The 13,210-nt window shown below is 65.5% G+C and carries 11 protein-coding genes; 5 read left to right on the plus strand and 6 right to left on the minus strand.

Annotation, left to right across the window (positions count from 1 at the left end; translation table 11 throughout):
* A partial coding sequence (locus AC1DSN_RS10155; RefSeq protein WP_477330564.1) for an HIT domain-containing protein occupies positions 1-359 on the minus strand: 359 nt, incomplete at its 3' end.
* A complete protein-coding gene (locus AC1DSN_RS10160) occupies positions 356-1,027 on the minus strand; it encodes a dienelactone hydrolase family protein (RefSeq protein WP_477330565.1) in 672 nt (223 codons plus the stop codon). The genes AC1DSN_RS10160 and AC1DSN_RS10155, both read right to left, overlap by 4 nt.
* A gap of 155 nt (positions 1,028-1,182) precedes the next feature.
* Between AC1DSN_RS10160 and AC1DSN_RS10165 the strand changes: the two genes are divergently transcribed.
* From AC1DSN_RS10165 to AC1DSN_RS10175, 3 genes are all read left to right on the plus strand, one after another.
* Positions 1,183-1,467, plus strand: a complete 285-nt coding sequence (locus AC1DSN_RS10165) for a hypothetical protein (protein ID WP_477298913.1) — start codon at positions 1,183-1,185, stop codon at positions 1,465-1,467.
* A 259-nt stretch (positions 1,468-1,726) separates the two neighbouring features.
* On the plus strand, positions 1,727-3,043 hold the full coding sequence (gene rimO, locus AC1DSN_RS10170) for a 30S ribosomal protein S12 methylthiotransferase RimO (RefSeq protein WP_477330566.1): 1,317 nt from the start codon (positions 1,727-1,729) through the stop codon (positions 3,041-3,043).
* A 5-nt stretch (positions 3,044-3,048) separates the two neighbouring features.
* Entirely contained in the window at positions 3,049-3,846 is a 798-nt protein-coding gene (locus AC1DSN_RS10175; RefSeq protein ID WP_477330567.1) for a DUF3025 domain-containing protein, read from the plus strand.
* A 16-nt stretch (positions 3,847-3,862) separates the two neighbouring features.
* Here AC1DSN_RS10175 and AC1DSN_RS10180 read toward each other — a convergent pair whose 3' ends face one another.
* Complete coding sequence (locus tag AC1DSN_RS10180; RefSeq protein WP_477298818.1) at positions 3,863-4,498, minus strand: response regulator; 636 nt, start codon at positions 4,496-4,498, stop codon at positions 3,863-3,865.
* A gap of 139 nt (positions 4,499-4,637) precedes the next feature.
* Between AC1DSN_RS10180 and AC1DSN_RS10185 the strand changes: the two genes are divergently transcribed.
* A complete protein-coding gene (locus tag AC1DSN_RS10185) occupies positions 4,638-8,120 on the plus strand; it encodes an ATP-binding protein (RefSeq protein WP_477330568.1) in 3,483 nt (1,160 codons plus the stop codon).
* Positions 8,121-8,237: 117 nt separating this feature from the next.
* Here the strand turns inward: AC1DSN_RS10185 and greB are convergent, their stop codons facing one another.
* The 3 genes from greB to AC1DSN_RS10200 are packed head-to-tail and all read right to left on the minus strand — an operon-like array spanning position 8,238 to position 11,505.
* On the minus strand, positions 8,238-8,738 hold the full coding sequence (greB, locus tag AC1DSN_RS10190) for a transcription elongation factor GreB (RefSeq protein WP_477296776.1): 501 nt from the start codon (positions 8,736-8,738) through the stop codon (positions 8,238-8,240).
* The gene (locus tag AC1DSN_RS10195) at positions 8,735-9,997 is read right to left on the minus strand and encodes a hypothetical protein (protein WP_477296774.1); all 1,263 of its coding nucleotides are present in this window, start codon (positions 9,995-9,997) and stop codon (positions 8,735-8,737) included. Before AC1DSN_RS10195 ends, greB begins: the two co-directional genes overlap by 4 nt.
* Positions 9,998-9,999: 2 nt before the next feature.
* Entirely contained in the window at positions 10,000-11,505 is a 1,506-nt protein-coding gene (locus AC1DSN_RS10200; protein WP_477330570.1) for a helicase HerA-like domain-containing protein, read from the minus strand.
* Between the two features lie 133 nt (positions 11,506-11,638).
* Between AC1DSN_RS10200 and AC1DSN_RS10205 the strand changes: the two genes are divergently transcribed.
* Positions 11,639-13,180, plus strand: coding sequence for a transglycosylase SLT domain-containing protein (locus AC1DSN_RS10205; RefSeq protein WP_477330572.1), 1,542 nt, complete (start codon positions 11,639-11,641; stop codon positions 13,178-13,180).
* Positions 13,181-13,210: the final 30 nt, after the last annotated feature.

The raw sequence follows: 13,210 nt of genomic DNA on the forward strand, positions 1-13,210 counted from the left end.
GCATAAGGCTCCGCCTTCCCCGACCCCCAGACAGGCCCCGGCCACGCGGCGTCGCCCTCACAGCGCGCCACCACGTGGACGTGGAGCTGCCGCACGATATTGCCCAGGGCGCCGATGTTGAGCTTGTCGCAGGGCGCGACGGTCCGGAGTGCGGCGCCGGCGGCGTCGACTTCCCGCCAGAGCAGGGCGCGATCGCCCTCCGTCAGGTCCGAGACCTCGACCCTGCCTGCGAGGCGAGGGACCAGGACCAGCCACGCGAACCGGCTGTCCCGCATCAGCAGCACGCGGCAGAGCGCCAGGTCGCCGACGACAAGGGTGTCGCCAGCGAGACGGGCATCGAGTTCGAACGGTGTGCTCACGCCAGTTCGCGCGCAAAGAACGACAGGGTGCGCTCCCAGGCCAGCTTCGCGCTGGGCTCGTCGTAGCTGCCGCGCACGTCGCAGTTGAAGCCGTGATCGGCGGGGTAGACCCAGGTGTCCATCTCCGGCTTCAGCTCGCGGTGCTTTTCCACCATCTCGGGCGGGATCGAGTGGTCGCGTTCGCCAAAGTGGAAAATGACGTTCGCCCTGGCCGGCTCGGTCAGGAAGGGCAGGTTGCGCGAGCCGTAGTAGCTGGACGAGGGCAGGCCAAGGCGCAGGGCCGCCAGCGCGGCGACGGTGCCGCCCCAGCAGTAACCCACCGTGCCCACCTTGACCTTGTACTGGTCGGCGATGAGGGCAGCGGCGATACCGACATCCTGCAGGGGGCGCAGGAGGCCGAGTTCGGAGATGTATTTCACGCCCTTTTGCATGCCGTCCTGGTCGTAGCCGAGCTCCACGCCCGTCTGCACCGGATCGAACAGCGCGGGAGCAATGGCGACATAGCCCTCGGCGGCGAAGCGGTCGGCCACGCTGCGGATATGGGCGTTCACCCCGAAGATCTCCTGGATCACGACGACACCGCCCTTGGGCTTGCCTGTCGGCTCGGCCAGGTAGGCGTCYATGCTCTCGTGGGGGCGGGAGGTATCGAGGATAAGCGTGCGGCCCATGGGGTGGGTCTCCGTGGCTGTGAGAAAGGTTCCCAAGCGTAACCGGCGGAGAGTGTCCATGGTGTGGCGGCGAGAGATGAGCGAAGCTGAGTACCTGCCATGTCCGCTTTCGACCCACAGCGGAGATCGACGAAAGCCTGATCGGGGATCAGACATTGGAACTTCTGCCACAAGACAAAGAGCTTCTCCGCAGAATCGATGAAGTCCTCCACTACGTGTGGGATCCGATCGGCGTCGCCGGCGTCCCCCAAGCCAGGGACGAGTATGAAAGCTATGTCCCCCATGTGTTTCAGCTTCTCAAGGGCACGGCCGACGGAAAGGATGTCGCCGATTATTTGCTTTGGTTGAGCACGGAGCACATTGGAATGGGGCCTAACCCAAGTCACGATGCCGAGGTGGTTGACGTACTCCTGGCATGGCGCGATCACCTTACTGAGTGAGCTCAAAAGGGTCGCTGCACGGGCCGGGAAGCGCGCGGCAACGCTGAGGCGTTGAAGCCAGCGTGTGGGCATGCCGAAGCCATGTAGAAGCCGATTCATCGGCGATCCCCGCGTCAGCGGGCAGGGGCTGTCGCGAGCACCCTATCGCCGATGAATCGGCTCCTACCGAGCGGGCCCGGAGGGGCGTGAAGGGCCGTCCGGCCCGATGGCCGTCAACCCGCTATAATGCTCGGCTTCCTACACCCCGGTACCCACGGCAATGTCCCAGGCCGCACCCAAAGTCGGTTTCGTCAGCCTCGGCTGTCCGAAAGCGCTCGTCGACTCCGAACGTATCCTCACGCAGCTCAAGGTCGAGGGCTACGAGATCGTCCCGAGCTACGGCGAGGCCGATGCCGTGGTGGTGAACACCTGCGGCTTCATCGACTCCGCCGTGCAGGAATCGCTGGACGCTATCGGCGAGGCGCTGCACGAGAACGGCAAGGTGATCGTCACCGGCTGCCTCGGCAAGCGTTCGGAACTCATCCGCGAAAGCTATCCGGATGTGCTCTCGATCAGCGGACCGCAGGACTACGCCAGCGTGATGAGCGCCGTACATCAGGCCATCCCGCCCACGCGCAACAAGTTCCTCGATCTGGTACCCGACATCGGCGTGAAGCTCACGCCCAAGCATTACGCGTACCTGAAGATTTCCGAAGGCTGCAATCACCGTTGCAGCTTCTGCATCATCCCGTCGATGCGCGGCGACCTCGTCAGCCGTCCGGTCGACCAGGTGCTGATGGAAGCGGAGAAGCTGGCCAAGGGTGGGGTGAAGGAGTTGCTCGTCATCTCGCAGGACACCAGCGCCTACGGTGTGGATGTCCGCTACGCCGAGCGCGAATGGCGCGGCAAGTCGTATCGCACGCGCATGACCGAACTGTGCGAGGGCCTCTCCGAGCTCGGCATCTGGACGCGCCTGCACTACGTCTACCCGTATCCGCACGTGGACGAAATCATGCCGCTGATGGCGGACGGCAAAATCCTTCCGTACCTCGACATTCCGTTCCAGCACGCCAGCCCGCGCATCCTCAAGCTGATGAAGCGCCCGGGCAATGTCGACAAGACGCTGGAGCGTATCCAGAACTGGCGTCGCCAGGTGCCGGATCTCACCATTCGCAGCACCTTCATCGTTGGCTTCCCGGGCGAGACCGACGCGGAATTCCAGGAACTGCTCGGCTTCCTTCGCGAAGCCGAACTCGATCGCGTCGGTGCGTTCGCCTACTCGCCGGTGGACGGCGCTAAGGCCAACGATCTTCCCGGTCAGATCGACGAGGAACTGAAGGAAGATCGTCTCGAGCAGTTCATGGCGGTGCAGGCGGAGATCTCCGCGGCCAAGCTGCAGCGCAAGGTCGGCAGCACGATCAAGGTGCTGATCGACGAGATCGACGCCGACGGTGCCTGGGGTCGTTCCAGCGCCGATGCGCCGGAAATCGACGGTGCCGTGCGCATCGACGATGGCCAGGTGCTCAAGCCGGGTCAGTTCGTCGACGTGCTCGTGGAAGAAGCCGACGCACACGACCTTTACGGTCGTCTGGCGTAAGTCCCATGCGGTATGTGGCGCCCTCGCGTGACACGCTAGAGCGAAGCGTGCTCGTGTCGCCGCCACTATCGCAGTGGAACGATTTCACCGCGTTGATCGATGGGCTCGCGTGGCCCACGATCGACGCGCTGAATGCCTTGCTGCCGGAGACATCGGGCGTGCGTTTCGTGACGCAGGACCCCGCGCTCCTCGCGGATGGCCTTCATTACGAAGAGCGCATCGCGCGCCACGGCGCCATCGCCACCCGCCCCGAAAACTGGCACGACCTGTTCAACGCCTTCGTCTGGCTTCGCCATGGCGCGCTCAAGCGTGCACTGAATGCGCGGCAGATGGCCGAGATCGCGGTGATGGGAGCGCGGCAGCGCTCGCGCGCGCAGTGCGCGCTGACACACTTCGACGAGGCCGGGATGGTGGTGACGTTGAAGGATCCCGCCATGCTCGCTGCGTGGGATGTGCATGACTGGCACACCCTGCTATGGACGCACCGGGAGGCGTGGCTCGACGGGCGGGCCCGCGTGGAGGTATTCGGCCATGCGCTGCTCGAACACGCGCTGACGCCGGACAAGCTGCTCGTCGGCAAGGCCCTGGTAGTGATGGGCGAGGGCGACGCCAATGCGGTCTGCGCCCGTGCCATCGCTGCCGGCACGGTGCTCAACGATCCACAGGAGCTGCGCCCGTTACCCGTATCGGGCGTGCCAGGCTGGCATGCGGGCACCGCCGTGGAGTCGTTCTACACGACGGCGCCGTGTTTTCAGCCCTTGCGCGCAGGCAGGACGTATCCTGCGGCGTTGGTAAACCGGTAGGTCTGGATCGGCGGGCCTAGATCAGGCCATGGTCGCGGACATACTCGCCCAGCAGGCTGTCGTGATCCACGCCGAGCTTGCGCATGGCGTCACGCTTCTGCCGGCTGATGGTTTTCACCGACTTGCCTTCCTGGTCGGCGATCTGCTGTAGCGACATGCCCTGGACGAACATGCGGATGACGTCCACCTCGCGTGGCGACAAGGGCGTGCCGGGCATCGCCACGGACGTTTCGTCGGCCTCGTTGAGGATGTCGAGCAGGGTTTCGCTGAGGTAGGTTTCGCCGTCGTGCACGGCACGCGCGGCGGTCGCCAGCTCATCCATCGGCGCCCGTTTGTCGATGATGCCGCGTGCGCCGCGGCCGAGCATGGACTGCAGCGCGGCGGGGCGATTGATCATCGTCAGGACGACCAGGGCGACGTGCGGAAATTTCTTCGTGATCGTCTCAAGCAGGGGGAATCCATCGTCCTGCCGATCGCTCGGCATGAGAAAATCCGTAATGACGACATCGCATTCGTGCTCTGCGAGCATGCTCAAAAGCTCGTCCGCTGCCTTGGCCGCACCGACGACCTCGATGTGCGCATTCTCCAGCGCAAGCCTTCCCCCAACCAGAACCAGGGGGTGATCGTCTGCCAGAATGACCTTGAGTGGCATGCCTTGTGTTCTCCTGTTGGCGTGTCAACGCGGCGTATAGAGCTGATTATGCCTATGAAGTTCCCCTGACGAAGCCTGTGACGTGATTCGACGAATCCTCCTGTTAATACTGGTTGTGCTCGCGGGCCCGGTCTCGGCCATGCCCGATACGCCGCTGCCGCCTGAAGACCGCGAATGGCTACGCCACCATCCGGTGCTCACCGTAGGCGCCTATCGCGAGGGCYATCCGCCGTTCGAAGAACTGCGCGAGGGCGAGCTGGAGGGGCTGGGGCCGGACTACCTGCACGAGATCGCGGGGGAGCTCGGCGTGACCCTGCAGACCCGTACCTACGCGACGTGGCCGGAGTTACTCAAGGCGCTGGCCCGTGGCGACATCGATGTCGCCACCTCCGTGACGCCGCTGGAAAAAGGCATGCCCGGCATCCGCGTGGGTGCCACGTATTTCGAATCGCTACCGGCGTTGGTCGAGCGGATCGACGTGCCGATCATTCATCGCCCGGGCGAACTGAGCGGCAAGCGCCTTGCGGTACATACCGGCTATTTCGATATCGGCGCATTGCGTCGCGAGCTGCCTGAGACGACGCTGGTGGAGACCGGCACAACCGCGGAGGCACTTGCGCTGGTGCGTTCCGGCGCCGTCGCCGCCTATATCGATAACCCCTACTCGGCACGCGAGTTCGTCGCCCGGCTGGGGCTCGAGAACGAACTGCGTGTGGGAGGGCCACTGGCGCTCCCGATCAGCGCGCTCGCGTTCGCTGTGCCTGCCGATCGCGCGCCCCTGGGGGACGCCATCGACCATGCCCTTGGTGAACTCACCGCAGCCGATCATGGGCGCCTGCGCGCGCGCTGGGTCGGCCGCGATATTGCTCCCCGGCCGCGCCAGGACGGCATCCCGCTAAGCGAGCGCGAGAAGGCCTGGCTGGCGGCGTTGCCACCGCTGCGGTTGGGTGTCGACCCGAGCTACGCGCCTTTCAGCCTGATCACCGGACAAGGTGAGGCCGAAGGTCTTTCCCTCGACTACGTGCGTGAGATCGCCGCGGAGCTGGGCATCCGGATCACCCAGGTGCCCAGCGAAAACTGGGCGGGTACGGTCGACCGGGTGAAGAAGGGCGAAGTCGACCTCGTCGCCGCGATCAATCCGCAAAGCGCGACGTTTCCCATCCTCGAAGCCAGCGTTCCCTACCTCGACTTCCCGATCATGATCGTCACCCGCGAAGGCGCGCCGACGATTGCCGGCCGCGACGACCTCGCGGGCAAGCGCGTAATCGCCAACATGACGCGCGAGCCGATCCGGCGCCTGCTCGGGCGGATCCCAGGCGTTCAGGCCATGCCGGTGGACACCGAAGCCGAAGGCTTGCGCCGGCTTGCGGCCGGCGAAGGCGACGCCTTCGTCGGCAACCTCGCCTCGGTCGACTACCTGATCCGCGAGAACTTCCTCGGTCAGCTGAAAGTCGCTGCCCCCACGGGCGAGTCGGAAGCCATCGCGATCGGCGTCCGTCGCGAACTGGCACCGTTGCTACCGCTGGTGAACCGCGTGCTGGTGAACCTGCCGACGCATCGCCAGCAGGAGATCCGCAATACCTGGTTCGCGTCGCATTACGTGGTCGGTCCGACGTGGCGGGAAGTGGCCGGGCGCGTGCTGCCTTTCGTCGCGGTCCTGCTGTTCTCTCTCATTGCGATCAGTTACGCCTACCTGAACCTGCGTCGGGAGACGCGCCGTCGCGAGCGCACGGAACGGCGTCTGGCCGAAGTCACTGCCCATGTGCCGGCCGTGGTCTATGAAGCCCTGCGTGGTACGGACGGCAGCTACGCGATGACTTATGTTGGCGGCGATCCGCAGCGTGTGCTCGGTATGGAACCCGCCGAAGTGCTCGGCGGTGGCGAGGCCATGCTGGCGCCCATCCCACCCGAGGATCGGGAAGCCCTGCGCGCGGCCTTCGAGCGCTCGGCACGTGAGCTCACGCCGTTGCACGTGACGGTGCGCGCGCAGATCGGCGGTCGCGTGCGTTACCTCAGTTCGGATGCCGTGCCACTGGCCGCCGCCGACGGCACGGTGCGCTGGAACGGCTACTGGGTGGACGTCACGGCACAAGAGCAGGCAGCCCGGGGCCTCGCGCACGCACGCGACGAGGCCGAAGCCGCGACGCGTGCGAAGAGCGACTTTCTCGCCACGATCAGTCATGAAATCCGTACGCCGATGAACGGCGTGATCGGCTTGCTCGACGTGCTCGAACGCACGCGACTGGATACGGAGCAGCGCAAGATGGTTTCCACCATCGAGCACTCGGCGGAGGCCTTGCTGCACATCCTCGACGATGTGCTCGATTTCTCCAAGATCGAGGCGGGGCATCTCACCTTCGAGCCGCGGCCATCCGATCCTCGCAGCATCGTCGATGGCGCGGTGGCGATCCTTGCGGCACAGGCGGAAGCGAAGGGGCTGACCTTGCAGACCCGCTTCGACGAGGCGCTCGCGGCCGGCGTCCTGGTGGATGACGGACGGCTGCGTCAGGTGTTACTCAACCTCATCGGTAACGCCATCAAGTTTACGGTTTCGGGCAGCGTCGATGTGGAAGTGCGGGTCGATGAAGCACTCGCCTCGAGCCAACGCCTGCGTTTCATCGTTAACGATACCGGTATTGGCATTCATGCCGCCAAGCTGCGCCACGTGTTCGCGCCTTTCAGCCAGGCTGAGTCGTCGACCACACGTCGGTTTGGCGGCACGGGCCTGGGTCTGAGTATCTCGCGGCGCCTGATCGAACGCATGGGCGGTCACATCGCCATCGACAGCGAGCCGGGGCAGGGCACGACGGTGACCGTGACGCTGGACCTTCCCATCGCGGAGCTACCGTTACCCACGGCCGACATGCGCGCCGACCTGCCCTTGCCGACGCGCGCGCTCCGTGCCGGCGCGCGCATTCTTCTGGCCGAAGATCATCCGGTGAACCAGGCCCTCGTGCGCGTGCAACTGGGCATGCGCGGCTACACGTGTGACGTGGTCGAGGATGGCGTAGCGGCGATCGAGGCGATGGACGCGCAGTCCTATGACCTTCTTCTCGTGGATTGCCACATGCCGCGTATGGATGGTTATGCGGTGGCGCGTGAAGTACGTCGCCGCGAAGCCGGTACCGGGCGTCGTCTCGCTATCGTCGCCATGACGGCGGACGCGCGTGCCGACCAGCGCGAGCTTTGCCTGGCGGCTGGCATGGATGATCTGTTGCGGAAGCCGATCCGGCTGGAAGCGTTCCACGACGTCGTGGCGCGATGGCTGGAAGAGGGCGCGGTGGCCGAGCCGGTGATCGACATGGCGCGTCTGCGACGTGCGTTCGGTTCAGACGAGAACGTTGCCAGCGTCATTCGCGCAGGCGTGGAAGCGACGCGGGAAGCCGTGGGGCGCCTGCCGCCTGTGATCGAGCGCGCCGACCGCGAGGAAGTCGCGGGGTGGATTCATCACGTGCTTGGCGGGGTGAATGTGTTCGGCGCGTCGAAGGTTGCCGAAGACGGCGAGCGGATGGAGTTGGCGTTGCGGGAAGGCGCGGACCTTGATCTGCCGGCTGTAGAAGTATTCGCTAACGATGTTTCGCGATTTACCGATGGACTGGAGCAGGTTTCGCGCTCCATGTGAGAGCCGATTCATCGGCGATAGCCGCGCCAGCGGCTGGCACGGCTGCGGCGAGCACCCATCGCCGGCGTAGCCGGCTCCCACAGAAATCAGCCGGCTCGCGGCAGCGGCCGCAGGCCCTTAGGTGTACTCGACGGCCAACACCGCGAACCGCGTGCGCCCGCCCGGCAGATCGGCCTCGAATTCGTCGTCGACGCGCTTCTTCAACACCGCGCGCGCCATCGGCGAATCGATGCTGATCCATCCCTTCCGGGCATCCGTCTCGTCCGGTCCCACAATGCGGTAGCGCACCGTCTCACCGGTCTCGACGTTCTCGATGTCCATCGTCGCGCCGAAGAAGACAGCGTCCCGCTGCGAGGCGACAGCTTCGACCACCTGCAGTACCGGAATACGTTTGCTCAGGTAGCGCGCACGACGATCGATCTCGCCGAGCTGCTTTTTTCGATAGGTATATTCCGCGTTTTCGGAGCGGTCGCCTTCCGCAGCCGCTGCGGCCAGCGCCTTGACGACCTCGGGTCGCACGGTGTGCCAGAGATGGTCGAGCTCACTCTTCAGGCGCTCGAAGCCGTCACGCGTGATGATCGCCGTCGACGAGGGCGCGGGTGGACGCCAGCGACTCATGTCGACACCTTGCGCATCGTGCCGAGGGTATCGAGCAACGCCTCGATGTCGACACGGAGTGGATGATCGGGATACGCGGCCAGCAGGTGTCGTCCCAGTGCGGCCGCTTCGGCGGGCTCACGCTGGCGTTCGTGCATGCGCAGGGCGAGCAGGCCGTAGTGTGGCGCGCCCATGTCGCCGGGCCAGGTACGCAGGTAGCCAAGCGCGAGGTGGAGCGCGAGGCGGGTCATCCCGCCGTGGGCCGCCGTGTCCGCAAGAGGCCCGCACGTGATCGTGGCATCGGGAAGAAAGGCAGGATCGACGTCGATGCAGTCCTGCACCACGCCGAGCGCGCGACGTTCTTCCCGCGCCTGGACGAGCGCGGCGATCCATATCTGGCCATGCACGAGCAGTTCGGGAAGGCGGCCCTGTACGCGCAGCAGTTCGCGATAACGCGTGTGCATCGCCACGGGCGCGATGCCCTCGCGAAGCCGCTCGGTGAGGATATCGGTGGCGCCGGGGATATCGTCGCGGGCGATCAGGTTCACGTGCCCGAGGAGTGCCACGTCATCGTCCGGATTCGCGGCGTCGGCGATCACCTCGGATTCGGGCTGGTAACCCAGCGTCTCGTGGCGATGGTGGATAAGCGCGCCCATGAGGTGAAAGGTGTAGATAGTGAGGTAGTTGGCGATGACGTAAAACACGGCCGTACCCAGGAACGCGGGACCGTGCTCGGCCAAGGCATACAAGGCGCCGGCCTGGAGCAACGTGGCCGCCGTGACGACCACGAACAACAGGAGGTAGTCGCTTCCAAGGCGCCCTACCACCTTGATCCAGGTCAACGGATTCAGCGCCGCCTCGACGCCGTCGAAGGTCAGCGACATCGTCATGATCGGCAAGACGAAGGCGAACACCGGCAAGACCAGTAGCCCCAGGGCGCCGAAATAAAGGGTCGCGAGCACAGCGAGGGCATTGCCCGCGAGCTGGATGACGATAAGGGCGATGCTGGTGCGGTCGTCAGTGTTGAGTGCCACTTCCGGTGGATCGGCGAACCCATCCGCGGTATGCCGCAGGCACTCGATGGCATAGGTATAGGTCGCGACCCAGCCGAAAAACATGACGATCAGGCGCAGGAACGTGATCGGGAAAAACGTCAGCAGCTCGAATGCCGCGACGGCGAGGATTGTGACCGGTGCGGCACCCCGGAACGGGTAACGCACGCCGAGGAGGATCCGTTGCGCGAAGGGCGTGCTGGCATCGGCAAGTGCGTGTCGCGGCATGGTCAGCGCTTTCCGCCGAAAATGCTGCCGAGGATGCCGCGTACGATCTGCTGCCCGGCGCGCGAGCCGGCCGTGCGCACCACGGACTTGGCCATGGTTTCGATCATGCCCTGGCGACGGCTGGTGCCGAATACGGCGTCCCGTACGGCGCTGCTCCACCCCGCGCTGGAGGCTTCATCGCTTTTGCCTCCCGTGGATCGGGCCGCAGGCGCATCCGGCGCACTCTTCTGCGAGGCACGTGCCGCCAGCATTTCCTCGGCGGATTCGCGATTCACCGTCGTATCGTATTTGCCGCCCACGGGCGAGCGCGAACGCACGGCCGTGCGTTCCTCGGCCGTGATCGCACCGATGCGGCAGACGGGCGTTGCCACGAGCACTTTCTGCACCGGCGATGGCACGCCGCCTTCGCCAAGCGTCGAGGCGAGGGCTTCGCCTGTGCCGAGCGTGCCGATGGTTTCGACCACGTCGAGTTTTGGGTTACGCGCGAACGTTTCCGCGGCGGCCTTCACCGCCTTCTGGTCGCGCGGCGTGAAGGCGCGAAGGGCGTGCTGCATGCGATTGCCGAGCTGGCCGAGGATGTCGCCAGGGACGTCGTCCGGATTCTGCGAGCAGAAATACACGCCCACGCCCTTCGAACGGATGAGCCGCACGACCTGTTCCACGCGCTGGCGAAGTGCGGCAGGCGCGTCGTCGAAAAGCAGATGCGCCTCGTCGAAGAAGAAGACCATCTTCGGGGCATCCAGGTCGCCCACTTCGGGCAACTGTTCGAACAGCTCCGAAAGCAGCCAGAGCAGGAACGTGGAGTACAGGCGCGGCTTCATGATGAGCGCTTCGGCGGCCAGCACGCTGATGACGCCGCGGCCACTCATGTCCTGGCGCATCAGGTCGGCCAGTTCCAGCGCCGGCTCGCCGAAGAACGAGTCCGCACCGTCCTGCTCCAGCCTGAGCAGGGAGCGCTGGATCGCGGCGACACTCTGCGCACTGATCAGGCCGTAGCGCGAGGAGATGTCCTTCGCGTGGTCAGCGGCGAAGCCGAGCATGGACCGCAGGTCGGCCAGGTCGAGCAGTAGCAGGCCTTCGTCGTCGGCGACGCGGAAGACCACCTCGAGCACGCCTTCCTGGGTGTCGTTCAGTTCGAGAATGCGCGAGAGCAGAGTGGGACCCATCTCCGACACGGTGGCGCGCACCGGATGGCCAAGCTTGCCGTAGATGTCCCAGAACACCACCGGATTGGCCTGGGGCTTCCAGTCGGTGAGGCCCAGCTTCGCGAGACGGGCGGTGAGTTTGTCGGACGGGGCACCGGCCGCCTGCGACAGTCCGGCCAGATCGCCCTTGGCGTCGGCCAGGAAGCAGGGCACACCCAGTCGGGAGAAGCCTTCCGCCAGCAACATCAGCGACACGGACTTACCCGTACCGGTGGCGCCGGCGATCATGCCGTGCCGGTTGCCGTAGCGGGAATCCAGTTCCACGGCGGCCTCGTCATTGCGGCCGATCAGGATGTTTGGCATGGCTTCGTCCTTAAGGATGTCCTGAACAAGTTTACGCAACAGTGCGCCGTTACGGAGATTTCCTCATCGCGACGCTTGAGTCGCAGAGGCACCAGGGGTAACGTGACCGCCATTGTCTTACCCCGAGTCCCGCATGTCTGTTCGCGTCCCGCGCCCCCTTCTATTCCTGCCACTGGCGATCCTCGCCGGTTGCGCTTCCGGTGGCRCTGCGCGTCCGGGCAAGGCCGCAACGCCCGAGGTCAATGCGTTGTACGACCGGATGAACCAGGCAAGCAAGGGCTACGAGTCCTCGATCGACCAGGCGCGCCGCGGCGATACACCCCAGGCGGCACAGACGCGCAAGCAGGCCCTCGACCAACTCAAGGACGCCTCGGCCCGTTGTGGCCTGACCCCGGGTTGCGACCCGCAGCGCTTCGCCGCCGTTTTCGATCGCCTGCTGCGCCTGAAGGACGGCAGCTTCATCGAGGGTGAGGACGCCGACGACACCGAGCAGGGTGCCGAGGTCGGGGCACAGCCGGGCGATACCTCCGGCACCGTCGCGGTGGGTACGCTGCCCCAGGCGCAGCGCAGCGTGACCATGCTTCGCGGCCAGCAGTTCTCCGACATGATGGTGATGAACGGCCCGGTCAAAGCCGCGCTCGAGATGTGGCTGACCCAGCTGCGCCCGAACCTCATGGACGCCTACGTCAATTACCAGATGATGCGCTACAAGATGTGGCCGGCCTATAAAAAGGCCGACCTGCCCGAGGCCCTGCTGTTCGGCATCATGGCCAAGGAATCCGGTGGCAAGGTACACGCCGTGTCGCGTTCCGGCGCGTCCGGCCCGCTGCAGTTCATGTACGCGACCGGCCTGCGCTTCGGCCTGTCCAATGCGGACGGCTTCGACCAGCGCTTCGATCCGACCATGGCCGCACAGGCCAACGCCGAATACATCGACGAGCAGCTCGGCGCGTTCAACAACAATCTCGAGATGACCCTGGCGGCCTATAACGGCGGGGAAGGGCGCATGCGCCGCATCGCCGCCGGCAGCCCGGGAGCCAGCTTCTACGACCCGCAGATCTACGGCCAGATGTCGGCCGAGACGCGCGACTACGTGCCGATGGTGCTCGCCGCCGCCTGGCTGTTCCTGCACCCGGACAGCTACCACCTGAAGTGGCCGAAGATCGATGGCGAAGGCGGGCAGATCGTACTCAAACGCCCGGCCTCGCTGTCCGAACTCACGGTTTGCCTGGGTTCGGCCGAGGACATGCCGCAGGGCTGGTTCCGCACGCTGCGCAACCTCAATCCGCGCCTCGATCCGCAGGTCAGCCAGCCGGTAGGTGCGCGGCTGGAAGTGCCCAAGCAGCTCGAGAAGGCTTACGCGTCCAGTTGCGCCGACGGTCCGTGGCCGATCCTCGCCAGCGACCTGCATAACGCGGTGAAGATCATCGCGCCGCCTCCGCCCGCGGCTACCTCGGCGGCACTGGCCAGCAGCTCGTCGCCGGGCTCGTCATCGTCGTCGTCGAAGTCCTCGGGGAGCTCGTCGAAGAGCTACACGGTTCGCCGTGGGGACACCCTGGTCAGTATCGCGCGCAAGAGCAGCTGCGCGGATGTCGACGACATCGCGAAGATCAATGGCCTCAAAGGCCACGCATTGAGGGTGGGTCAGTCGATCCGCGTACCGGTCTGCCGCTGATGCGGCAGGCGCCTCACGCTACGGCGTGAG

The organism is Luteibacter sp. P4_D7_3, assembly GCF_056401735.1.